The following is a 22,594-nucleotide window of genomic DNA, read 5'->3' on the forward strand; positions in this document are numbered from 1 at the left end:
TCACACCTGTTCCCATTCCGAACACAGTAGTTAAGCTCTCCAGCGCCGATGGTAGTTGGGGTTCTTCCCCTGCGAGAGTAGGACGCTGCTGGGCAAACCAAAAGACCTTGGAATCTAAAATGATTCAAGGTCTTTTTTTATGTTTAGTGAAACTCTTTTCTCATAAAAAGTACTCCCTTTAAGCAGCAGTTCAATCTGTTGACTTAGGGGGAGCTTTTCATTAATTGTATTATTTCCTGTTTTTTATTATTTTCTAACGGAATAATTGCTCTCTTTCTTTACAATTTATCACGCATTAACTAGCCGTAATTCCCCACTTCAAGTCTTGAGGGTACCCCACCAAGAGTAAGTGGGGGATAAACGGCCGGTAAATTCCTGATAAGTTCAACTAACCATCAGTGGGGGATGGAGAATCCCCCCATTGATCACTTTATCTATGAAAACTGTGTTAATTGATTAATAACCTTCAGCTTATCGACAAAGTGCTGATAGTTTTCATCACCTGGTTCAGTCTGGATCATTTCCTGCTCGCAGTCTGAGCAGATAAATGCCGTATATACTTTAATACCTTTGGTTTTCTCCTGATTACAAACGTTGCATAGTTTTTTAGTTATGGTTTGTTCACTCATCTTCCCCACCTCCATTTTCTATCATTTCCTAATCTAATAGTTTCTATACATGTTTATTATTTTTACTATCCTATTCATTGTTTTGTGCATTGGGATCGGTCAGGTATATAGTTGACGAAATAAATACAATGAAAATATCGGCCTGGTGATTGAGAGGTTTCATAACGGCCTCCATTTCACAACTTAAATTTTCCATGCTAGTATTAGTATCGTACAATCGAAATTAGGTATATCATCATTAAGGAGTATTTATTTATATGAGTGATTCCCAAAGTCAGTTACCCTTATTTCAAGTATTATTGAAGCACGCAGGTTTAGATGCATCCTCGTTTCATGTTCCTGGTCATAAAAACGGAATGATTTTTTCGAATGAGGGATATGATGTATTTAAGTCGATACTGCCTTATGATTTAACAGAGATTACGGGATTGGATGATTTGCATCACCCGGAATCTGCCATTAAGGAAGCCCAGGAGTTAACGGCTCAATTGTACGGGGTTGAATCAACCTTTTTCTTAGTCGGAGGAACAACAGCGGGGAATCTGGCTATGATTTTATCTGTGTGTGAGCCAGAGGATTGTATTATTGTGCAGCGTAATTGTCATAAATCTATTATGAACGCTATTGAGCTGGCTGGGGCTAAGCCTGTCTTTATTTCCCCGGTTTATGAGGAACAAACCGGACGTTACAGCCGAATAAATGCATCTACTGTTTATGAAGCCTTAGCTGCCTATCCCCATGCAAAGGCACTGGTTCTGACTTATCCTGATTATTTTGGCCATACATACAATATTCAGCCTATGATCGAAGCTGCTCATCAATATCAATTACCTGTTCTCGTAGATGAAGCACATGGAGCTCATTTTATTTTAGGCGATCCATTTCCGCCTTCTTCCGTTTCATTAGGTGCCGATATTGTTGTACATTCCGCTCATAAAATGCTTCCGGCCATGACTATGTCCTCCTTTTTGCATTTTCAGTCAGCACTGGTATCAAAGGATAAAATCAGACACTATTTGCAAATGGTACAATCCAGCAGTCCTTCCTATCCACTGATGGCCTCGCTTGATTTAGCAAGGCATTTTTTGGCCCATATAGATGAAGCGCAGATTAAACAGATGATTGCCCATGCTCACCAAATCAGGAGTATGTTGGATGAATCCCCGCTTTGGGATGTAGTACCTGTTTATAACCAGGTGGATGATCCATTAAAGATCACTTTGCAAATTCACCCAGATTTGGAGGCGCAGAAAGTACTGCATACGTTTGAACAGCATATGGTTTATCCGGAATTAGCAACAACAAGCCAGCTCCTTCTTATTTCAGGATTGGGCATGAATGAAAGAGATCTACAAAGAATACCTCATGTTGTAAATAACTTCGATCATCAATTAAAAAGGGTGAAGGGACATGGTAAAATAGAAGTAACAGCTGTTCAACCTCCTGAAATAAGCGAGTTTCCTTATTCATTAAGGAATTTACAGGAAATGGATAATATGTGGGTTGCCTGGGAGCATGCGATTGGAAAGCCTGCAGGAGAAATGATTATTCCATATCCCCCAGGTATTCCCCTGCTTATTAAGGGAGAACGAATAGAACGCTGGCACAAGGAAGTTATTATGCCCCGTTTAAAGGCAGGACAGCATATACAATCTGAAAGTAATGATTTACAAAAAGGTTTACGAACTTTTGTTGAATAACTACAGAGGAGAATGAACAAGTGAAAGGACTATTTATTACTTTTGAAGGTGGAGAGGGAGCAGGTAAAACCTCTATTATTGAAGAAATAAACGAAAAGCTACTTGAAAAAGGCTATCAAACCATTAAGACCAGAGAACCTGGCGGGATAAAGATTTCGGAAAAAATACGTGACGTTATTCTGGACCGCTCCCATACGGAAATGGATGCACGCACGGAAGCCCTCCTTTATGCGGCTGCCAGAAGACAACATCTGGCAGAAAAGGTGATTCCAAAGCTGGAACAAGGGTTTATTATATTGTGTGACCGTTTCATTGACAGCAGTCTGGTTTATCAGGGCTACGCAAGAGGATTAGGGATTGAGGATGTCTATGATATTAACCGGTTTGCCATTCAGGATTGTATGCCGGATGTAACCTTTCTCTTAGATATACCGCCTGAAAAAGGGATGGAACGAATACAGGGAAATGCTGAAAGAGAACAGAACCGGCTGGATTTAGAGGATCTGTCCTTTCATAAAAAGGTATATGAGGGCTACCAGTTGATCGCTGACCGCTTTCCTGAACGAATTAGACGTATTGATGCGGGACAACCTTTTAAACAGGTTTTGGAAGCCTCATTAAAGGAATTAGATGCATATTTAAGATAATCAACATTTTACGAATCGTTCATATGGTATAATATAGGCCTTCTATTTTAGGCCTATAACCATTGCGATTTTACTTCTTTAACTCTTCTATTCACTCTGCAAGTCCTGATTTTCCCAGTAAATCACTCCAGAATCATTGTATATTGTAAAGCTTGTTTATAGGAAAATATGATAAAATAGATGTAACAACCTGAGCGGTAGGTATTTGTGGTTATTTCATATTTTAAAGGGTTCACGGCCCGGAAAGGACAAGGAGGGAAAAACCATGAAATTATTACTTGCTGTTGTGCAGGATAAGGACGTCAACCGTTTAACCGACGCTCTGTCAGAAGAGAACTTTCAGACAACGAAGCTTTCTTCAACAGGTGGGTTTTTACGGGAGGGAAATACCACATTAATCATCGGTGTGGATGATGATCGTGTGGATCCTGCACTTGATATTATCAGAAAGAATTGCAGTCACAGGGAGCAAATGGTAGCACCGATTTCACCAATGGGCGGAAATGCAGATTCTTATATTCCTAAACCTGTTAAAATTGAAGTCGGCGGAGCAACGGTATTTGTCCTGCCTGTTGATGCATTTTATCAATTTTAAATTGAGAATGAGGAGGGCGTGGGTTTGAAGATAGGCCAGGAGATTCGTTCGCAGTTAGATCCTTCACAAAAAAATCCACCATTAAAATCGGTACAAGGGAACAGCTTTCATTCCGCTATTCGTACAGAACAGCAGCAGATGAGGGAAACAGAGCTGACACGTCTGCTGGAGCAAATAACGGCTCAAGGGGATAAAGTAGCTCGTTTTCGTTCCTTTAAAGACTTATCCAAATTTAAGGGGTTAGTCAAACAATTTGTAAAAGAGACTGTTCAATACGGTTTAGATTTAAAGCAGACGAGGAATTTCTCGATGAACGGACAAAGCCGGAAGTTGACGACGGTGGATACGATTGATGAAAAATTGGTTGAATTAACAGACTCTGTTTTTGACCAGGAAAAAAAATCGATGGACATTTTAGAGCAAATAGGTGAAATCAAAGGATTATTAGTGAATTTATATACGTAGAAAGTAGTGACGGATTGTGAAGACATGGAGTGAGTTTGAAGCTGTTCAGCCAATTGTCTCTCAAATGCTGAAAAACAGTATTAAGAAGGGGAGAATTTCCCACGCCTATTTATTCCAGGGACCCAAAGGCACGGGTAAAAAGGAAGCAGGCTTATTATTAGCCAAAAGCTACTTTTGTCAGTATAAAGAGGATTATAAACCGTGTGATGAGTGTCGCGATTGCAGGCGGATTGATTCTGGAAATCATCCGGATGTCCATATGATTGTCCCTGATGGTCAATCGATTAAAAAGGAGCAAATTGCTCATCTGCAAAAGGAATTCACCTATACAGGTCTGGAATCCAATCAAAAGGTATATATTCTGCAATCGGCTGATACAATGACGACGAATGCTGCAAACCAATTATTAAAGTTCCTGGAAGAGCCTAAACGAAGCACATTAGCCATTCTCTTGACGGAAAATGGACAATCTATTCTTAACACGATTCGTTCCAGGTGCCAGATTATGTCGTTTAAATCCTTAAATACAGATCAGTTGGAAAAGCAGTTGGCAGCCAGTGGTATGAGTGAATCCTTTCGAAAATTAACGGCATCGTTAACGAATGATTTAGAGGAAGCTCAGATGATGGCTGAAGATGATTGGTTTGCTAAAGGCCGAAGTATAGTGATAAAATTAATAAAGGTACTATTAGAAGAAAAAGATGAAGCGTTTCTTTTTCTTCATCAACAATGGTTGCCCCATTTTCAGGATAAGGAACAGAACCAATTGGGCTTGGATTTATTACTCATTTGGTATCGTGATTTTGTTTCCTATACGATAGAAAGAGAAGAAGCCATTATATATACAGACGAAAAGAAGAAGTTTGAAAATTTCTCCTTTTCTTTATCTCGTCATCAGGCTACGCAAGCGTTAAAGCAAATATCTGAAGCCAAAAATAAACTTAAGGCAAATGTAAATCCTGCACTTGTCATGGAGGAATTAGTGCTTCAATTACAGAGGTGATCAAATGGTTGAAGTTATCGGAGTACGGTTCAAACAGGCGGGAAAAATCTATTACTTCGACCCAAATGGTCTGCCATTAACGACAGATAATTATGTTATTGTTGAAACGGCGCGTGGCATTGAATTTGGGAAAGTAGTGATTGCACCCAGACAGGTTGATGAGGAGGATGTTGTCCTTCCTTTAAAGAGAGTGATTCGTGTTGCTGATGATAAGGATAAAGTAACCGTTTTAGAAAATAAAGATAAGTCACAGGAAGCCTATGAGGTCTGCAACGAAAAAATTGCTCATCATGATTTGGATATGAAGCTTGTAGATGCAGAATATACCTTTGATCGAAATAAGGTTATTTTTTACTTTACAGCCGATGGACGTGTCGATTTCCGCAATTTGGTTAAGGACCTGGCAGCTATATTTAAAACACGAATTGAGTTACGGCAGATTGGTGTTCGTGATGAGGCTAAATTACTGGGTGGTATCGGCCCTTGCGGAAGAATGCTTTGCTGTTCAACATTTTTAGGAGATTTTGAACCCGTATCAATAAAAATGGCAAAAGATCAAAACCTATCCTTGAATCCAGCTAAAATTTCAGGTTTATGTGGTCGTTTAATGTGCTGTTTAAAGTATGAAAATGACGATTACGAACAGGCAAAGAAGGAATTGCCGGATATCGGTGAACCTATAGATACACCTCATGGCCCAGGAAAAGTCGTAGGACTAAACATATTAGATCGTGTTGTTCAAATTGAAATTGAAGATGGTACACGAGTGATTGAATATACATTGAAAGAGCTGATCAACGAAGGAGTTGTATCTACGTAAGCCACAAAGTAATGGGGTGGGGAACCAGCGTGAATAAAAAGGAATTATTTGATCGATTTACGTATTTGGAAAAACAAATTGGTGAACTACATGAACAGTTTGGTGAATTAAAAGGAAACTTGGTTCAACTCATTGAGGAAAATCATCATCTTTCAGTAGAAAACCATCACTTACGCAAAAGGTTGGAATCAGAGCAGGACCAAAACGTAGAACAGAAAGATAAGGAAAAAGGAGTACCTGATGACGAAGAAACAGCCCAAAGTGCTGTAGGGGAAGGCTATGATAACCTGGCCCGTATATATGAAGAAGGCTTCCACATTTGCAACGTGCATTTCGGAAGTCCACGAGGAGAAGAGGATTGTTTATTTTGCCTCTTATTTTTAAATAAACAGGCTTAAGAACATAGGCGGAAGTGCCCGTGTGTGTCCAGCTGCGGCTCCACAGTCGTTTATGGAAGGAAGTCCTGCTGGTTTCCGGTCGCTGGAGCTGGTCGTGGCTTCTCCGATTTTTTATCCACAATGGCTCAATTTTACCATTTGCTATATAATAAAAAAAGCTGAGGCAGCTGCCTCAGCTTTTCTGTACCCTTTGTCGGAACGCCGGCAAGGGATGGTATTACATAAGAGAGGTTCGTGGTAAGCGTGATGCTTAAGGATGATGAACGACTGGATTACTTATTATCAGAAGAGGATATGCGCATCATTCAAAGCCCGACTATTTTTGCCTTTTCATTAGATGCGGTTTTATTATCGAAATTTGCATATGTACCGATTAAAAAGGGAAATATCCTGGATTTATGCACCGGAAATGGGGTTATTCCTTTGTTGCTCTCCCGGCGTTCAAAAGCAAAGATTACAGGTGTGGAAATTCAGAATCGGCTGCATGATATGGCGATGCGTAATGTAGAGCTGAACAAGCTGAATGAACAAATTCAGATGGTGAAAGGTGATTTGCGTGATATGCCTGAAACGTTGGGGCATGGAACGTATGATGTTGTAACATGCAATCCCCCTTATTTTCAAACGCAAACCAAAGAGGGGCGAAATCTCAATGATTATCAGGCGATTGCCAGGCATGAGATTTACGGGAATTTAGAGGATGTAGTGAAATCCTGCAGCAAGCTCGTTCGTCCCGGGGGTAAGGTTACCCTGGTCCATCGCCCGGGTCGTTTAGTGGATTTAATCACTTATTTTCGGAAATACCGCCTGGAACCCAAACGAATTCAGCTGGTTTATCCTAAATTCGGAAGGGAAGCGAACACCCTTTTAATAGAAGGAACTCGGGATGGGAAAGCTGATATCAGGATTTTACCTCCTTTGTATGTATACAATGAGGAGAACGAATATACAGAGGAATTACAGGAAATTTTGTATGGCAATAGATAGACAGGAAAGGCAGGAAAACCATGCAAATTCAAAAAAGCTATGAAAACCATGAGGAAGGTGTCCTTTATATTGTTCCAACTCCGATTGGAAACCTGGAGGATATTACATTTCGTGCATTACGAACATTGAAGGAAGTGGATATTATTGCTGCTGAGGATACCAGACAGACCCAAAAGCTGCTGAATCATTTTGAAATATCCACGCCGACGATGAGCTATCACGAGCATAATAAGGAAAGCGCTGGTCACAAAATTGTCGGATTTATGGAAGCCAATAAACAGGTAGCGTTAGTGAGTGATGCAGGTATGCCTGTGATTTCCGACCCTGGCTTTGAAATTATAGCTGAAGCCAATCGGATGGGAAGGGTTATTGTATTACCAGGTGCCAATGCTGCTCTCTGTGCTTTAATAGGCTCAGGATTACCGGCCGAACAGTTTTATTTTTATGGGTTTTTGCCACGGAAAAAGAAAGAGTTAAAAGCAGTTCTGGATGATTTGAAATACATAAAGGCAACCCTTGTTTTTTATGAGTCTCCCCATCGTATAAAAGAAACGGTAAAAGGATTGGAAAGCAGTTTGGGATCTGACCGCAGAATGGTTCTGGCAAGGGAACTTACGAAGCGTTATGAGGAATATATCAGGGGGACGAGCCAGGAGGTTTTACAGTGGTTAGGCAGTGAGGAAGCACAAATACGGGGAGAATTTTGTGTTGTAGTGGAAGGTTCCGATGAAGACAGACTGGAAGAGGACAAGTGGTGGGAAGGCCTCTCTATCATCGATCATGTGAATGCATATACCCAAAATCAGAATATGACAAATAAGGATGCGATAAAGCAGACGGCAAAGGACAGGGGGATGCAGAAAAGAGAGGTTTATCAAATCTTTCATCAATCATAAAAAGGGTTGCCATGAACTGGCAACCCTTTTTCCCATTCCAAACCAATTGAAGACTATGCGTCAACTTTATCTTTAAGTTCGCTTAATAATTGTTCAGCAGCCTGTTTGCTTAGGGTTAACTTCCCATCAGCAAAAGATATATTATCATCAGATACTTCCCCTGTCAGCAGGCAAGTATTTGATGGCGCGTATTTTTTCAAGACGATTTGATCATCATCTACGTAAATTTCTAAAGAATCCTTTTCGTGGATATCCAGTGTGCGACGCAATTCAATTGGAATAACCACACGGCCCAACTCATCTACTTTACGTACGATTCCTGTGGACTTCATGTACATTTCCCCTCTCGATCATTTTTTATGTGTTTTATTTCTCTTTCGCCAACTTTCGACATAAAGTTTATCACTGGCTGACAATGTCTGTCAATTGATTTGTCTGGCATTTATTGCTTGAATAAAACATTTATTTACATGTCTTTTATTACCCTGTGAAAGGAAAGTTAAACCTCATAATTTAAAAATTTTATCAGAATAACCTTACTTCATAAAAAGGCTTCAGATTGAAGTTTCACTTTACCACGTTTAACTGACTGTAATCTCCATGGAAAAGGGAGGGATAACAGTCAGTAAGAACCTGATAAGTTCAACTAACAATCTGAAGTTTATAAAAAGGCTTCAGATTGAAGTTTCACTTTATCACGTATAACTGACTGTAATCTCCCTGGAGAAGAGAGGGGATAACAGTCAGTAAGAACCTGATAAGTTCAACTAACAATCTGAAGTTTATAAAAGGCTTCAGATTGAAGTTTCACTTTATGTATAGTAGTCTGTTAGGTATGGAAATCATGAGGTTAAAGCGTTAAAATGGTAAAGTATAAAGGTAACCGTAATAGGCTATACAAGTGATGGATTCATTTTTTCGAATGATTCGATAAGCTAAGGAGGTAAAGGAAGTGCCTGAGGAAAAAAATACGTTTTATCTTACAACGCCGATTTATTATCCCAGTGGAAATTTACATATTGGGCATGCGTATACGACTGTAGCCGGGGATGCGATGGCTCGTTATAAACGCTTACGTGGCTATGATGTCATGTATTTGACAGGAACGGATGAACACGGGCAGAAAATTCAGCGCAAGGCACAGGAAGAAGGGGTTTCCCCTATTGAGTATGTGGATGACATTGTAGGCGGAATTCAGTCTCTGTGGGATAAGCTGGATATTTCCCATGATGATTTTATTCGTACAACACAGGACCGGCATAAACGGATTGTTGAAAAAATCTTTAAACAGTTGCTGGATCAGGGTGATATTTACCTGGATCAATATGAGGGCTATTATTGTACTCCTTGTGAATCCTTCTTTACTGAACGTCAACTGGATAATGGAAACTGCCCTGACTGTGGACGTCCGGTTGAATTAGTGAAAGAGGAATCCTACTTCTTTAAAATGAGCAAATATGTGGATCGGTTATTACAGTTTTATGAGGATAACCCTCAATTTATACAACCGGAAACACGTAAGAACGAAATGATTAATAATTTCATAAAACCTGGTCTGGAGGATTTAGCTGTTTCCAGAACCACTTTTGATTGGGGAATTGAAGTTCCTGGTGATCCGAAGCACGTCATCTATGTCTGGATTGATGCGTTAACGAACTATATTACCGCTCTGGGCTATGGAACCGATGATGACGAACGCTATCAGAAGTATTGGCCAGCGGATGTTCATTTAGTAGGAAAGGAGATTGTCCGTTTCCACACGATTTATTGGCCAATCATGTTAATGGCCTTAGACCTTCCTCTTCCTAAGAAGGTTTTTGCCCACGGATGGTTACTGATGAAAGACGGTAAAATGTCCAAATCAAAAGGGAATGTAGTTGACCCGGTAGATTTAATTGATCGTTATGGATTAGACTCGCTTCGCTATTATTTATTACGAGAGGTTCCATTTGGCTCTGATGGTGTCTTTACGCCTGAAGGGTTTGTAGAAAGATCCAATTTTGATTTGGCTAATGATTTAGGTAACCTGCTAAATCGTACCGTGGCTATGATTGACAAATATTTTGACGGGGAAATTCCTGCTTTAAAAAATGGTGAGGAAGATGTGGATCAGGAGCTCGAACAGTTTGCCATTGAGACGAAAAATAAAGTTGAGGACTCCATGGAAAATATGCAATTCTCAATTGCCCTGGCTGATTTATGGAAGTTCGTCAGCCGAACCAACAAGTATATTGATGAAACCACTCCATGGATTTTAGCCAAGGACGAATCCAAAAAGGAACGCCTTGGGAATGTGATGGCTCATTTGACAGAATCCATTCGTCATATCGCGATTATGCTTCAGCCATTCTTAACAAGTACGCCGGACAAGATTTTTAACCAGGTTGGTATTAAGGATGAAGCATTGAGATCCTGGGATAGTCTTTCTCAATTCGGTATGATTCAGGCTGGAACCAAAGTTCAAAAGGATCAGCCTATTTTCCCTCGTCTGGATGCGGAGACAGAGGTACAGGCGATAAGGGATATGATGACAGGTTCTGCACAGCCTGAAGAGAGTGAGAATGAGGAAAAAGAAGAAGAGAAGCAGGAAGAGGTTACCATTGATGACTTTATGAAGATTGACTTACGGGTTGCGGAAGTCACTGAGGCTAAAAAAATGAAAAAGGCTGATAAATTGCTCCGTATTCAGTTGGATTTAGGCACAGAAAAACGTCAGGTGGTCTCTGGAATTGCTCAGCATTACTCTCCTGAAGATTTGAAAGGGAAGAAGGTTATCTGTGTAACGAACCTCAAGCCTGTAAAACTCCGCGGAGAACTTTCTCAGGGGATGATCCTGGCCGGAGAGGATGATCAGGGAAACCTGTCCTTAGCCAGTGTAGATCAGACGCTTCCAAATGGAGCAAAAGTAAAATAACTGAAAAAGGTTAGGTGCCTGGCACTTAGCCTTTTTTTACTAACGGCAAGTATGATTTCTATAAGGAAGGTGAGACGATGTTATTTGATACACATGTCCATTTAAATGTAGAGCAGTTTGAAGAAGATCGTGAAGAAGTTATGAAACGTGCAAGAGATGCCGGTGTCGAATATATGGTCATTGTCGGCTTTGACCGGGAAACCATTCCAAAAGCTATTGAAATTGCTGAGCGAAATGATACGATTTACGCTGCGGTGGGCTGGCATCCTGTTGATGCCATAGATATGACAGATGAGGACCTGAATTGGATTGAGGAGCTTTCCTCTCACCCTAAAGTGGTCGCCCTGGGTGAAATGGGGCTTGACTATCATTGGGATAAATCCCCTCATGATGTGCAAAAGGAAGTCTTTAGAAAGCAGATTTCTCTTGCTAAAAAGGTGAATATGCCTATCATCATTCATAATCGTGAAGCTACTGAGGATATAGTTGAAATCCTTGAAGAGGAAAATGCAAAGGAAATTGGCGGCATCATGCATTGCTTCAACTCTACACCTGAGCTCGCCCAGCGCTGTCTGGATATAAACTTTCATATCTCATTAGGAGGAATTGTGACGTTTAAAAATGCCAAGGAACCAAAGGAAGTAGCGAAAATGGTTCCACTAGACCGTCTGCTGATTGAGACTGATTGTCCGTTTTTAGCCCCTCATCCGTACAGAGGAAAGCGGAATGAACCTGCCTATGTGAAACTGGTAGCCGAAAAAATCGCTGAATTAAAAGAGTTATCCTATGATGAGATTGCAACTATAACAACAAAAAATGCCAAGGAATTTTTTAGGATAGAAGATTAAGAGAATGTTACAAAACCTCCTTTGTTTATTACATTTCCATTAAAAAAGGGCCAAAGGTGTTTAAAAATCATAGAAAAACCAATAATATTTAAGGAGTCAAGCACAGGTTTGGCTCCTTTTCATTTTCTGGCCGGACATTTAATGTTTGACAAGTTGTATGTGGTTATATCAGACACTGCGTACAAAAGGAGGCAAAAGCAGATATGCGAAACCTATTAAGTCGTGCATCATCTTTTGTGAAAAATTACAGGAAGATGGTCATGATGGTAGCCAGTACGATTGTGCTCGTTGCCTCACTGGGGATTCTAATCTATGAAACAACGAAAAAAGATGTTGTTCTGGTAATCAATGGTGAAGAGCAATCAGTTCGTACACACGCTGATACTGTAGAAGAGCTATTAAGCAGCAGAGACATAAAAGTAGATAACTATGATGAAATACATCCGGAAACAAGTGAAACCATCGAGCAGGGAATGAAAGTAGCCTATACAAAAGCAAAACAGGTTACTGTAAAAGTAGACGATCAATCTAATCAATATTATACGACTGCACAGACCATTGGTGAGTTTTTAAAGGAAAAAAAGATTACATTTAACTCCCATGATCAGCTTTCCGTTGAAAAATCGGATGAGGTCAAAGAAGGACTGGAGATTAAGGTTGATAAAGCCTTCCAGATTACCTTAAATGACGGCGGAGAGAAGAAAAAGGTCTGGACAACAGCAGATACGGTAGAAGAGTTTCTCAAGCAGGAAGAGATTAAACTGGATGACAACGATAAATTAAAGCAGAAAAAGGATCAGTTAATTGCCAAAAGTGATTCTATTGATATAACGAGAGTTGAAGTTGTAGAAGACGTCGTAAAAGAAAACGTAGAGTATGGTACTACAACCAGAAGTGATGACTCCATGACCAAAGGCCAGCGAAAGGTCATACAGGAGGGTCAGGAAGGTCTTGTCACCAAGCGTTATGAAGTGACACTTGAAAATGGTGAAGAAGTGGATCGGGAACTTATTGATAAACAAGTAGAAAAAGAGAGTCAGGATCAAATTGTAGCTATGGGAACGAAGCCAGCAGGTCCGACTCCGACCGTTTCCCGTGGTGATAATGGTGAGGTTGTTGAGGAGTATATGATGACTGCCACTGTCTATACAGAAAAATGTAACGGCTGCAGTGGTATCACCAGCACAGGTATTGATCTGCGTAATGCACCAAATAAAAAGGTTGTCGCTGTAGATCCAAATGTTATCCCACTAGGCTCTAAAGTATGGGTTGAAGGCTATGGATATGCTGTAGCCGGAGATACAGGCGGAGCCATTAAAGGAAGCCGTATTGATTTATTTAAACATTCCAGTAAATATAATGGCGGTTATGGACACCGTAAAGTAAAGGTGAAGGTATATAAGTAAGACAGAGGATGACCCCTCTGTCTTTTCTTTTGCTTATAAAAGCTTTATTCTAAAAGGATAGAGACTGGAAGTACAGGAGGATAACAGACGTGTACATCAGGGAAATCATTATAGTAGAAGGTAAAGATGATACAACAGCTGTAAGAAGAGCCGTCAATGCAGATACTATTGAAACAAATGGTTCTGCCATCAATCAATCAACCTTAAATCAAATCAGGCATGCTCAGGAAAAACGTGGGGTCATTGTGTTCACCGATCCGGATTATCCTGGACAGCGTATTCGCAGTATTATAGAGGAAAACGTGCCTGGCTGTAAGCATGCATTTTTGCCACGAAAAGAGGCAATAAGTTCAAAAGGTCTCGGTATTGAACATGCTTCTCCGGATGCTATTCGCGAGGCTTTAAGCAATGTATATGAGTTAACCGAGAAACCAGACAATATTTTTACGAAGGCAGACCTGCTTGAATTCGGACTTGTTGGAAATCCAAAAGCGAGTGATAGGAGAAGGAAGTTAGGAGACAAACTAAGAATAGGATTTACCAATGCCAAGCAGCTGGAAAAGCGTCTCAATATGTTTCAAGTCTCAAGATCTGATTTTACATCAGCTATGGAAGAGATATTGCAGGGGGAACAATAAATGGAACACCAAAAGCCAATTGCCACTCCTTCAAGAACGAAGGAGATTTTGAATAAATATGGATTTTCATTTAAAAAAAGCCTGGGTCAAAACTTTATGATTGATTCCAATATTTTAGAAAAACTGGTGACGAATGCCGGAGTGACTGGAGCTGCAGGAGTTATTGAAATAGGACCGGGGATTGGTGCTTTAACAGAGCAACTCGCTAAGCAGGCCAAGGAAGTGCTGGCATTTGAAATTGACCAGCGATTACTTCCGGTCTTAGAGGATACACTTTCTCCCTATTCTAACGTATCCGTTATTCATCAGGATATTTTAAAGACAGATGTCACGCACTTTATTAAGGAGCGGTTTCCTGATCAGGAAGTTAAGGTCGTCGCCAACTTACCGTATTACATTACGACACCGATATTAATGAAACTGCTGATGGATCAATTGCCAATCACGGATATTACGGTGCTTATTCAGAAAGAGGTAGCTGAACGGATGTCAGCACAGCCCAATACGAAGGAGTATGGCTCATTATCTATAGCGGTTCAGTATTATACGGAAGCAAGGGTCGTTATGAATGTTCCTAAATCAGCGTTTATGCCACAGCCTAATGTGGACTCATCCGTTTTGCAGCTCAAGATGCGTAAAGAGGCACCGGTTTACGTGGAAAATGAATCCTTCTTCTTTGACCTTGTACAAGCCTCCTTTGGGCAGCGAAGAAAAACATTAATGAATAATCTCAGTCGGCATTTTAAAGGTCAAATGTCAAAGGATGAAATTTCAGCAATATTGGATAAGGTTCAGATTGACGGGCGGAGACGGGGGGAGTCACTGTCCATTGAAGAATTTGCGAGCCTGGCCAATGGGCTTTATACGTATGTGAATTAAAATATATCTAAGGAAGTAATGGATAGCAGAGGATTGTTCTGAATTTCAGGGCAATCCTTTTTTAAAAGATTTCTTATAGATATTTATATTTTGCATTGGCTCTGAGGGCATGTTTTTTGAAGTGTATATCCACTCCTGCCTCAAAACACCTTTCTGCAATCCCTGGATAACTGTCACACCTTAATTCTCCTTAAAATAAGCTATTGTAGGAGTTCGTGTTTATTTCGAGGAGGATTCGTTATGAAGTGGCAAAAGGGAGACATTGTAACAAGAATATCTTATCAGCATGATCTGTTGTTCCGTGTTCAATCCGTGGAAAACGAGCTTGTGAAGCTTTATGGAGAAGAATATCGTCTGGAGGCTGACGCAGCACCTGATGACCTGGTGATGGTCGAACGGGAGGAATTAACCAGAAGAAAAAAGGCCGAGAAGGAAAAAGAGGATTATTCCTTCCGTCTGTTTAGACAGGATTACCAACTGATGCGCAAAAAAAGGGAGCATGAGACGACGAGCGGATATAACCAAGAAATCAGACACTTCCAGATACCTCCTAGAATTTTACACATAGATGGTGATCCAATCTTTCTGAAAAAATGTATTAACCTGTATCAGCGGCTTGGACTACAGGTGCATGGGGTTCATGTTTATGAAAAGGAAATGCCTGATCAAATCCAGTCCCTATTGAAAAAAATCCAGCCGGATATGATTGTGATCACCGGCCATGATTCCTTTTCAAAAAATAAGGGAGATAAGAACGATTTAAGAGCTTATCGCCATTCAAGATATTTTGCGGACACGGTTCGGAAAGCCCGGGAGTATATGCCTAACCTGGATCAACTCGTTATTTTTGCCGGTGCATGTCAATCCCATTTTGAATCGTTAATCCGGGCAGGAGCTAATTTTGCGAGCTCTCCATCCAGGATTAATATTCATGCTCTGGACCCGGTTTATATTGCAGCCAAAATCGGTTTTACTTCCTTTATGGATCATATTCAGGTCTGGGATGTTCTCCGGAATACACTAACCGGTGAAAAAGGTATTGGCGGCGTGGAAACGAAAGGATTATTTCGAACAGGTATGCCATATTCGGACGACGGTGAGGATGAAGAGATCCGCCCTTATTAGCCTGGATTCGTGAAATGTTATAAAAAGTCAGGAAATGTACAGCAAAGTCGAATAATTGTATTTTTTATGCATTTTTATGCCTGTTTTCGGAAAAATAAGAAGGAATAGTCCATTATGCGTTGACATAGACAACAAGTAGCTGATATAATGTAAGATTTTCTTTGACTAAACGCGTTGTTTGTGTTATTATTAATAACAGTGAGGTGGAGTGAATTGCCAAAAACATTAGCGGAAATTAAGCAATTATTGGATGGACGTATTGGGAAAAGGCTAACCTTAAAGGCAAATGGTGGCCGTAGAAAAACCATTAAACGCAGTGGCATTTTAGCTGAAACATATCCGGCTGTTTTCATCGTTGAACTGGATCAGGACGAAAATTCTTTTGAGCGGGTATCTTACAGCTATGCTGATGTGTTAACCGAAACTGTAGAATTATCATTTGTGGATGACCTTAGTAAAATGGCTTGAGGAAGCAGTAAACCGTGGTTTACTGCTTTTTTACTTATCAGCTGTTCTCTATATGACCTGCTAGGGAGTACATACAGAAACAAGGACAGGTACTAAGACCTGTCCTTGTTTTCGTTGGTTAGCTGACCCTCTGCCATTTGAATGGCCCTTTTCACCATGTTTCCGGCATCTCTGGCACGAATACCGCCCCAGCCTTCTTTCTGCACCGTGTCGTAAAAACCTAAATCCTTAGCGATCTCTTCTTTAAACTGGTCTGACATAATCCCTCTTCGTCTGCCCAAGGTTCCCAGCCCCTTTCGAAGATCAAAAGTTTTTACGACATTCTTATTATCCCACTGAATTTAAGAATAATAAGAGTAAATGATTGGATACCTTCTTCCATTTAATGGGTTTATTACGTATTAACTGGCCGTAATATCCTGATAAGTTCAACGAACCATCAGTGGGGGATGGAGAAAACCCCCCACTGATGGAAGTTTCCCTTTATCGTCAAGCTTTCTCAAGTTATGTTACAATTTAAAGACTGATAATTGAATACGTGAGAAAGTGCAGGTGAGAGCGTATGATTGTGGAAAAGGCTCCCGCTAAAATTAACTTAACCCTTGATGTTTTACATAAACGAGATGACGGTTACCATGAAGTGGAAATGATTATGACGACTGTAGATTTATACGATCAGATACAAATAATGGAGGTAGAAGCAGATACGATCCAAGTACAATCCGAAATGCGATTTGTTCCTGATGATCATCGTAACTTAGCTTATCAGGCTGCCGAAAAAATAAAGGGAAAGTTTAATATTACAAAAGGTGTAAAGATCTGGATTTATAAGCAAATACCGGTGGCAGCAGGACTGGCTGGTGGCAGCAGTGATGCCGCTGCGGTATTACGAGGCTTAAATCAATTGTGGGATTTAAATTTAACGCAGCAGGAACTGGCTGAAATCGGGACAGAAATCGGCTCTGATGTGGCTTTCTGTGTTTATGGAGGTACAGCTCTTGCAAAAGGAAGAGGGGAACAAATCAAACCTCTGCCTGCACCCCCGAAATGCTGGGTGATCTTAGCCAAGCCTGCAATTGGTATTTCGACGGGTACCATTTACGGAAATTTAACAGAAAACCATATCAATCAGGTACAAACAGACAGTATGATCCAGGCCATTACGGATCAGGACTATCAGACGGTCTGCCAAGAATTAGCGAATGTATTAGAAGTCGTTACCATGGAAAATTATCCGGAAGTAAAACGGATGAAGTATCAAATGCTAAAGTCAGGTGCCGACAATGTACTGATGAGCGGAAGCGGCCCTACCATTTTTGGTCTTACACAGAAAGAATCCCGGGCAGAACGGGTGTATAACAGTTTAAGAGGCTTTTGTGAAGAAGTTTATATCGTCCGTATGTTAGGGTAATGACTTGAATAAATCCGTATAAAGATGTAATATTCAGATATAATAGTTCGGTTTATGAGGTGTGAGCCATGAAAAGAAGTGAAAGACTCGTTGCAATGACTAATTATTTAATCAATCATCCGAGAAGACTTGTTTCATTGCCGTTTTTTTCGGAGCAATATGATGCAGCAAAGTCTTCCATAAGCGAGGATTTGGATATTGTCGATCAAATGTTTAAGGCCCAGGGAATTGGTAAGCTTGAAACGGTTGCCGGTGCTGCCGGAGGAGTAAAATATATCCCTTTATATTCAAATGAGAACAGTGAACAGTTTATCAATGAACTGTGTAATCGTCTGGAGGACCCGGCCCGTATTCTTCCAGGTGGTTATTTATTTATGAGTGATCTGCTTGGGGATCCTGAACTGATGCGCAACTTAGGGAAGATATTTGCTACTGCCTTTGCGGATAAAGAAATCGATTATATTGTCACTGTTGCAACAAAAGGTATTCCGTTAGCCTATGCAACAGCCAATATTCTGAATGTGCCAGTTATTATTGTTAGACGGGATCCTAAAGTGACGGAGGGATCTACCGTAAGTATTAATTATGTTTCTGGTTCATCAAGAAAAATACAAACGATGGTGTTATCCAAGCGAAGCCTGCCGGAAGGATCAAATGTGTGTATTATTGATGATTTTATGAAGGCCGGGGGCACCATTACGGGTATGCAAAGTCTTTTAAAAGAATTCAATGCAAATGTACAAGGGATAGGTGTTTTGGCCGAAGCAGAGGATGAGGAAGAAGAACGGGTCGTAAATGACTATATTTCTTTAATAAAAATACAGGACGTGGACATAAAGGGTAATAAAATTGAGGCCTTAAAAGGAAATTACTTTGACCTTTAAAGAGGAGCACAGTTTCATATATGAAGCTGTGTTTTTTTAGATTTGCAAAATTTATAAAAAAATTTTAAAAATTGGAAGGAATTTTTGCCCATTTGTGGAATATTGCATATAAGTTCTAAGGGAAAAGGTGGTGAGACATAATGGAAGTAACTGACGTAAGATTACGCCGCGTCAACACAGATGGAAGAATGCGGGCAATTGCATCAATTACCTTGGATCAAGAGTTCGTTGTGCACGATATTCGTGTCATTGACGGTAACAATGGCTTGTTTGTAGCGATGCCAAGTAAGCGTACTCCTGATGGTGAATTTCGGGACATAGCACATCCTATTAATTCTAATACTCGTGGCAAAATTCAGGACGCTGTTTTGGCAGAATATGATCGTGCAGGAGAAGAAGTTGAATATGAAGAAGCTGGTGCCTCTTAAATGAAGCGAAGCGAAGTCTAATCTTAAGGGATTAGGCTTCTTTTTTTGCTCCTCCCCGCTTTTATTTATCAAGCTACGGCTCTATACGCTCCCCTTGTATTTTTAGTTCATGTTTGCTTTATAATTTGCTATAATATGAGGGAGTCAATACATACTAAATTTTAGATATAAGATTACAGGAATTGTGGATGGAGGGTACTGAATGTCACAACGATTTGCAGTGGTTTTAGCTGCTGGGCAGGGTACAAGAATGAAGTCCTCTTTATATAAAGTGCTTCACCCCGTGTGCGGGAAGGCGATGGTTCAGCATGTAACCGATCAGCTGAATGAATTAAAGCTTAGCCAATTGATAACTGTGGTTGGATTTGGCGCGGAAAAGGTCAAAGATGAGCTGGGGGATGCCACGGAATTTGTGATACAGGAGGAACAGCTTGGTACGGGGCATGCTGTGATGCAGGCTGAGGAATTGCTAAGTGACAAGGAAGGCACCACACTTGTTGTCTGTGGGGATACTCCTTTACTTACAGCGGAAACGTTAGAAGCATTTGTTTCCCATCATGAAAAGGAAGAGGCCAAGGTTTCTGTACTTACAGCTGGAGCCGACGACCCTGCAGGCTATGGTCGTGTAGTACGGAATGAAGCCAATGAGGTAGAAAAGATTGTTGAACACAAAGATGCATCACCAGAAGAACTTGCCATAAAGGAAATTAACACAGGTACATACTGTTTTGATAATCAGGCTCTTTTTAACGCCCTCAAGGATGTTTCCAATGATAATGCACAAGGGGAATATTACCTGCCTGATGTGATTGAAATTTTAAAATCACAGGGTGAAAAAATTGCTGCCTACCAGACCGATAACTTTGCGGAAACAATGGGTGTTAATGACCGTGTAGCCTTATCCCGTGCGGAAAAGCATATGCGAATTCGGATAAATGAAGGTCATATGCGTAATGGAGTCACATTGATTGATCCTGAACATACCTATATTGGTCCGGATGTAAAAATTGAACAGGATGTCACCATCGAACCCGGCTGTAACATTGATGGTTCTACAGTAATTAGAACGGAAGCATTTATTGGAGCCAACACCGAAATTAAAAACTGTGAAATTGGATCTGGAACAACGATTAAGCAAAGTGTAGCCCATGATAGTAAAATTGGAGAATATGTTAAAATTGGACCATATGCACATATAAGACCATCATCTGATATTAAAAACAACGTGAAAATCGGCAACTTTGTAGAAGTAAAAAAGTCCGTGTTTGAAGAAGGAAGTAAAGCTTCACATCTGAGTTATGTCGGGGATGCTGAGGTAGGCAAAGAGGTTAATATTGGCTGTGGCACGATAACAGTAAATTATGATGGGGAAAATAAACATAAGACCATTATTGAAGACGGGGCGTTTATTGGATGTAACTCCAACCTTGTCGCGCCGGTTACGATTGAAAAGGGTGCCTATGTAGCAGCAGGTTCCACCATTACCAAGAATGTGCCTGAAGAATCCTTATCTATTGCCCGCTCCCGTCAGACGAATAAGGAAGGCTACGTGGAAAGACTTAAAAATATTAGAAAAAAGTAATTGGAGGTCCAAATAAAGATGCCTAACACATACAAAGACCCATTCTTAAAGGTTTTCACCCTGAATTCCAATCCGGATCTTGCTCAGGAGATCGCGGAGAATATAGGTACAGAATTGGGAAAGTGTTCTGTAAAAACATTTAGTGACGGTGAAATACAGATTAATATTGAGGAAAGCATCAGAGGCTGTGATGTGTATGTGATTCAATCCACCTCTGATCCGGTAAATGACCACCTGATGGAGCTGCTCATCATGATTGATGCTTTAAAACGAGCATCTGCAAAGACGATCAATGTTGTCATCCCGTATTATGGCTATGCAAGACAGGACCGAAAAGCCCGTTCAAGAGAACCGATTACCTCAAAGCTTGTGGCGAACTTATTAATGACTGCAGGAGCAACACGCCTTATTACCCTTGATTTACATGCTCCCCAGATTCAAGGCTTTTTCGATGTTCCGGTTGACCAATTACTGGGTGTAACCATTTTATCAGAGTACTTTAGTAAAAAAGGTATCGATGACCCTGTGATTGTATCTCCTGACCATGGAGGCGTAACACGGGCCCGCAAAATGGCTGATCTGCTAAAGGCACCCATCGCCATTATTGATAAACGCAGACCGAAGCCAAACGTTTCCGAGGTTATGAATATTGTTGGTAATATTGAAGGAAAGACCGCTATTTTAGTGGATGATATTGTTGATACGGCGGGCACGATTACCCTGGCTGCAAATGCCTTAGTTGAAAATGGTGCCAAAGAAGTATATGCTTGTGGTACGCATCCTGTTCTTTCCGGTCCAGCAATTGAACGTGTTCAGAATTCCAAGATTAAGGAATTAGTGGTAACCAACTCGATTCCACTTCCTGAAAGCAAAAAAATAGACAAGGTTACCCAATTGTCTGTTGGACCATTAATCAGTGAGGCCATTACCCGTGTCCATGAACTTAGATCTGTAAGTGACTTGTTTGAATAAAAAATACGGAGACGACCAGCTGGAAAAGAGAAGCGTAGATGATTTGTGGCAGGAAAGCAGATTTGCTTTTTACGGCGGAAAAAGCAGCAAATGTCCCGATAAGAGCTTTTTAGAAAGTCAGTATTCAAGAATCAACACCAAAGAATAAACATAATTTTTTCATTGTTTCATGAAGAACCATAGAGGTTTATCAAAGAAAGGAAAAGGAAAAAATAAAATCAGTGTAAAAATTTGGAGGTTGATGAAGTTATGACAGCAACTATTAAAGCTAATGAAAGAAAGGATCTACGTCGATCAAATAATAGGGAATTACGCCAAAATGGATTTATTCCAGCGGTTGTATATGGTAAGGAAAAAGAACCTATAACTGTTTCGGTAAATAACCTGGAATTGATTAAAACCGTTCGTGAAGAGGGTCGTAACTCCGTATTTTCTCTGGAGGTTCAGGGGAATAAGCCTTTAGATGTCATGTTATATGACTATCAGTCTGATGCGCTCAAAGGTGAAATTATTCATGTTGACTTTTACCTGGTAGACAAGTCTTCAGTTGTAGATGTAGAAGTATCTATTAACTTAGAAGGAGATTCAGAAGGTGTAAGAGATGGAGGCGTACTGCAGCAGACCCTGCATGAGCTTCATGTTCGTGCCAGACCTAATGAAATTCCTGAAGTGATTAATGTAGATATTTCTGAACTGAAAATTGGAGAAGGAATTGTTGTTGGGGACTTAAAAGGCAGCAAGGACTATGAAATTCTGAGTGACGATGAAACGACAATCGTAACGGTTCTGCCTCCTCAAAATGCAAATACTGATGAGGAAGGCGCCGATGAGGAAGAGCCGGCAGAGCCAGAAGTCATTAATGAGAAAAGCAATGATGATGAAGAAGAATAAATACGTAA

At 40.5% G+C, this 22,594-nt stretch carries 25 protein-coding genes and 1 rRNA gene; 23 read left to right on the top strand and 3 right to left on the bottom strand.

Annotation, left to right across the window (positions count from 1 at the left end; translation table 11 throughout):
- Window positions 1–94, top strand: a 5S ribosomal RNA gene (gene rrf, locus ABD006_RS17335); the annotation flags it as partial.
- A 340-nt stretch (window positions 95–434) separates the two neighbouring features.
- On the opposite strand, the gene ABD006_RS17340 is transcribed toward rrf, so the two are convergent.
- Window positions 435–629, bottom strand: coding sequence for a sigma factor G inhibitor Gin (locus tag ABD006_RS17340; RefSeq protein WP_343843875.1), 195 nt, complete (start codon window positions 627–629; stop codon window positions 435–437).
- 257 nt (window positions 630–886) lie between these two features.
- Between ABD006_RS17340 and ABD006_RS17345 the strand changes: the two genes are divergently transcribed.
- The 9 genes from ABD006_RS17345 (at window position 887) to rsmI (ending at window position 8,140) form a co-directional block, all read left to right on the top strand.
- Window positions 887–2,329, top strand: coding sequence for an aminotransferase class I/II-fold pyridoxal phosphate-dependent enzyme (locus ABD006_RS17345; RefSeq protein ID WP_343843878.1), 1,443 nt, complete (start codon window positions 887–889; stop codon window positions 2,327–2,329).
- Window positions 2,330–2,349: 20 nt separating this feature from the next.
- Window positions 2,350–2,976 (top strand): dTMP kinase, encoded by a 627-nt coding sequence (gene tmk / locus ABD006_RS17350; protein ID WP_343843881.1) that lies wholly within the window; start codon window positions 2,350–2,352, stop codon window positions 2,974–2,976.
- Window positions 2,977–3,241: 265 nt separating this feature from the next.
- Window positions 3,242–3,571: a cyclic-di-AMP receptor gene (locus tag ABD006_RS17355; protein WP_044153537.1), complete on the top strand. Its 330-nt coding sequence runs from the start codon at window positions 3,242–3,244 to the stop codon at window positions 3,569–3,571.
- An 18-nt stretch (window positions 3,572–3,589) separates the two neighbouring features.
- The gene (locus ABD006_RS17360) at window positions 3,590–4,036 is read left to right on the top strand and encodes a YaaR family protein (RefSeq protein ID WP_343843885.1); all 447 of its coding nucleotides are present in this window, start codon (window positions 3,590–3,592) and stop codon (window positions 4,034–4,036) included.
- A 16-nt stretch (window positions 4,037–4,052) separates the two neighbouring features.
- The gene (holB, locus tag ABD006_RS17365; protein WP_343843887.1) at window positions 4,053–5,039 is read left to right on the top strand and encodes a DNA polymerase III subunit delta'; all 987 of its coding nucleotides are present in this window, start codon (window positions 4,053–4,055) and stop codon (window positions 5,037–5,039) included.
- Between the two features lie 4 nt (window positions 5,040–5,043).
- Complete coding sequence (locus ABD006_RS17370; RefSeq protein WP_343843889.1) at window positions 5,044–5,859, top strand: PSP1 domain-containing protein; 816 nt, start codon at window positions 5,044–5,046, stop codon at window positions 5,857–5,859.
- 29 nt (window positions 5,860–5,888) lie between these two features.
- Complete coding sequence (yabA, locus tag ABD006_RS17375; protein ID WP_343843892.1) at window positions 5,889–6,257, top strand: DNA replication initiation control protein YabA; 369 nt, start codon at window positions 5,889–5,891, stop codon at window positions 6,255–6,257.
- 246 nt (window positions 6,258–6,503) lie between these two features.
- Window positions 6,504–7,244: a tRNA1(Val) (adenine(37)-N6)-methyltransferase gene (locus tag ABD006_RS17380; RefSeq protein ID WP_343843895.1), complete on the top strand. Its 741-nt coding sequence runs from the start codon at window positions 6,504–6,506 to the stop codon at window positions 7,242–7,244.
- A gap of 20 nt (window positions 7,245–7,264) precedes the next feature.
- Window positions 7,265–8,140, top strand: a complete 876-nt coding sequence (gene rsmI, locus ABD006_RS17385) for a 16S rRNA (cytidine(1402)-2'-O)-methyltransferase (RefSeq protein ID WP_343843898.1) — start codon at window positions 7,265–7,267, stop codon at window positions 8,138–8,140.
- A 53-nt stretch (window positions 8,141–8,193) separates the two neighbouring features.
- Here rsmI and abrB read toward each other — a convergent pair whose 3' ends face one another.
- Window positions 8,194–8,472: a transition state genes transcriptional regulator AbrB gene (abrB, locus tag ABD006_RS17390; protein WP_044153545.1), complete on the bottom strand. Its 279-nt coding sequence runs from the start codon at window positions 8,470–8,472 to the stop codon at window positions 8,194–8,196.
- 620 nt (window positions 8,473–9,092) lie between these two features.
- On the opposite strand from abrB, the gene metG reads away from it, so the two are divergent.
- From metG to veg, 7 genes are all read left to right on the top strand, one after another.
- The gene (gene metG, locus ABD006_RS17395; RefSeq protein WP_343843900.1) at window positions 9,093–11,054 is read left to right on the top strand and encodes a methionine--tRNA ligase; all 1,962 of its coding nucleotides are present in this window, start codon (window positions 9,093–9,095) and stop codon (window positions 11,052–11,054) included.
- A gap of 77 nt (window positions 11,055–11,131) precedes the next feature.
- Window positions 11,132–11,902: a TatD family hydrolase gene (locus ABD006_RS17400; RefSeq protein ID WP_343843902.1), complete on the top strand. Its 771-nt coding sequence runs from the start codon at window positions 11,132–11,134 to the stop codon at window positions 11,900–11,902.
- 203 nt (window positions 11,903–12,105) lie between these two features.
- On the top strand, window positions 12,106–13,308 hold the full coding sequence (locus tag ABD006_RS17405; RefSeq protein ID WP_343843905.1) for a resuscitation-promoting factor: 1,203 nt from the start codon (window positions 12,106–12,108) through the stop codon (window positions 13,306–13,308).
- 89 nt (window positions 13,309–13,397) lie between these two features.
- Window positions 13,398–13,946: a ribonuclease M5 gene (gene rnmV, locus ABD006_RS17410; protein ID WP_343843908.1), complete on the top strand. Its 549-nt coding sequence runs from the start codon at window positions 13,398–13,400 to the stop codon at window positions 13,944–13,946.
- Window positions 13,947–14,825 (top strand): 16S rRNA (adenine(1518)-N(6)/adenine(1519)-N(6))-dimethyltransferase RsmA, encoded by an 879-nt coding sequence (gene rsmA, locus ABD006_RS17415; protein ID WP_343843910.1) that lies wholly within the window; start codon window positions 13,947–13,949, stop codon window positions 14,823–14,825.
- 240 nt (window positions 14,826–15,065) lie between these two features.
- On the top strand, window positions 15,066–15,950 hold the full coding sequence (gene yabG / locus ABD006_RS17420) for a sporulation peptidase YabG (protein WP_343843913.1): 885 nt from the start codon (window positions 15,066–15,068) through the stop codon (window positions 15,948–15,950).
- Window positions 15,951–16,163: 213 nt separating this feature from the next.
- Entirely contained in the window at window positions 16,164–16,418 is a 255-nt protein-coding gene (gene veg / locus ABD006_RS17425; RefSeq protein ID WP_044153556.1) for a biofilm formation stimulator Veg, read from the top strand.
- 92 nt (window positions 16,419–16,510) lie between these two features.
- On the opposite strand, the gene ABD006_RS17430 is transcribed toward veg, so the two are convergent.
- Window positions 16,511–16,699, bottom strand: a complete 189-nt coding sequence (locus ABD006_RS17430) for a small, acid-soluble spore protein, alpha/beta type (RefSeq protein WP_343843916.1) — start codon at window positions 16,697–16,699, stop codon at window positions 16,511–16,513.
- A gap of 281 nt (window positions 16,700–16,980) precedes the next feature.
- On the opposite strand from ABD006_RS17430, the gene ispE reads away from it, so the two are divergent.
- The 6 genes from ispE to ABD006_RS17460 all read left to right on the top strand — a co-directional run bounded on the left by ispE (window position 16,981) and on the right by ABD006_RS17460 (window position 22,586).
- On the top strand, window positions 16,981–17,829 hold the full coding sequence (ispE, locus tag ABD006_RS17435; protein WP_343843918.1) for a 4-(cytidine 5'-diphospho)-2-C-methyl-D-erythritol kinase: 849 nt from the start codon (window positions 16,981–16,983) through the stop codon (window positions 17,827–17,829).
- 68 nt (window positions 17,830–17,897) lie between these two features.
- Window positions 17,898–18,713: a pur operon repressor gene (purR, locus tag ABD006_RS17440; protein ID WP_343843920.1), complete on the top strand. Its 816-nt coding sequence runs from the start codon at window positions 17,898–17,900 to the stop codon at window positions 18,711–18,713.
- A gap of 140 nt (window positions 18,714–18,853) precedes the next feature.
- Entirely contained in the window at window positions 18,854–19,141 is a 288-nt protein-coding gene (gene spoVG, locus ABD006_RS17445) for a septation regulator SpoVG (RefSeq protein ID WP_044153562.1), read from the top strand.
- Window positions 19,142–19,343: 202 nt separating this feature from the next.
- Complete coding sequence (glmU, locus tag ABD006_RS17450; protein WP_343843924.1) at window positions 19,344–20,723, top strand: bifunctional UDP-N-acetylglucosamine diphosphorylase/glucosamine-1-phosphate N-acetyltransferase GlmU; 1,380 nt, start codon at window positions 19,344–19,346, stop codon at window positions 20,721–20,723.
- A gap of 18 nt (window positions 20,724–20,741) precedes the next feature.
- Entirely contained in the window at window positions 20,742–21,695 is a 954-nt protein-coding gene (locus ABD006_RS17455) for a ribose-phosphate diphosphokinase (RefSeq protein ID WP_343843927.1), read from the top strand.
- A gap of 249 nt (window positions 21,696–21,944) precedes the next feature.
- Window positions 21,945–22,586: a 50S ribosomal protein L25/general stress protein Ctc gene (locus ABD006_RS17460; protein WP_343843929.1), complete on the top strand. Its 642-nt coding sequence runs from the start codon at window positions 21,945–21,947 to the stop codon at window positions 22,584–22,586.
- The last annotated feature ends 8 nt before the right edge of the window (window positions 22,587–22,594 follow it).

This window comes from Salinibacillus aidingensis (assembly GCF_039522525.1).
Taxonomy (GTDB): domain Bacteria; phylum Bacillota; class Bacilli; order Bacillales; family Alkalibacillaceae; genus Salinibacillus; species Salinibacillus aidingensis.

What these genes read in the sequence shown, in the direction of transcription:
- ABD006_RS17340 (WP_343843875.1), bottom strand. Translation starts at nt 629, where the DNA reads ATGAGTGAACAAACCATAACTAAAAAACTATGCAACGTTTGTAATCAG.
- ABD006_RS17345 (WP_343843878.1), top strand. Translation starts at nt 887, where the DNA reads ATGAGTGATTCCCAAAGTCAGTTACCCTTATTTCAAGTATTATTGAAG.
- ABD006_RS17355 (WP_044153537.1), top strand. Translation starts at nt 3,242, where the DNA reads ATGAAATTATTACTTGCTGTTGTGCAGGATAAGGACGTCAACCGTTTA.
- ABD006_RS17370 (WP_343843889.1), top strand. Translation starts at nt 5,044, where the DNA reads ATGGTTGAAGTTATCGGAGTACGGTTCAAACAGGCGGGAAAAATCTAT.
- ABD006_RS17380 (WP_343843895.1), top strand. Translation starts at nt 6,504, where the DNA reads ATGCTTAAGGATGATGAACGACTGGATTACTTATTATCAGAAGAGGAT.
- rsmI (WP_343843898.1), top strand. Translation starts at nt 7,265, where the DNA reads ATGCAAATTCAAAAAAGCTATGAAAACCATGAGGAAGGTGTCCTTTAT.
- abrB (WP_044153545.1), bottom strand. Translation starts at nt 8,472, where the DNA reads ATGAAGTCCACAGGAATCGTACGTAAAGTAGATGAGTTGGGCCGTGTG.
- ABD006_RS17400 (WP_343843902.1), top strand. Translation starts at nt 11,132, where the DNA reads ATGTTATTTGATACACATGTCCATTTAAATGTAGAGCAGTTTGAAGAA.
- ABD006_RS17405 (WP_343843905.1), top strand. Translation starts at nt 12,106, where the DNA reads ATGCGAAACCTATTAAGTCGTGCATCATCTTTTGTGAAAAATTACAGG.
- rsmA (WP_343843910.1), top strand. Translation starts at nt 13,947, where the DNA reads ATGGAACACCAAAAGCCAATTGCCACTCCTTCAAGAACGAAGGAGATT.
- yabG (WP_343843913.1), top strand. Translation starts at nt 15,066, where the DNA reads ATGAAGTGGCAAAAGGGAGACATTGTAACAAGAATATCTTATCAGCAT.
- ispE (WP_343843918.1), top strand. Translation starts at nt 16,981, where the DNA reads ATGATTGTGGAAAAGGCTCCCGCTAAAATTAACTTAACCCTTGATGTT.
- purR (WP_343843920.1), top strand. Translation starts at nt 17,898, where the DNA reads ATGAAAAGAAGTGAAAGACTCGTTGCAATGACTAATTATTTAATCAAT.
- spoVG (WP_044153562.1), top strand. Translation starts at nt 18,854, where the DNA reads ATGGAAGTAACTGACGTAAGATTACGCCGCGTCAACACAGATGGAAGA.
- glmU (WP_343843924.1), top strand. Translation starts at nt 19,344, where the DNA reads ATGTCACAACGATTTGCAGTGGTTTTAGCTGCTGGGCAGGGTACAAGA.
- ABD006_RS17455 (WP_343843927.1), top strand. Translation starts at nt 20,742, where the DNA reads ATGCCTAACACATACAAAGACCCATTCTTAAAGGTTTTCACCCTGAAT.
- ABD006_RS17460 (WP_343843929.1), top strand. Translation starts at nt 21,945, where the DNA reads ATGACAGCAACTATTAAAGCTAATGAAAGAAAGGATCTACGTCGATCA.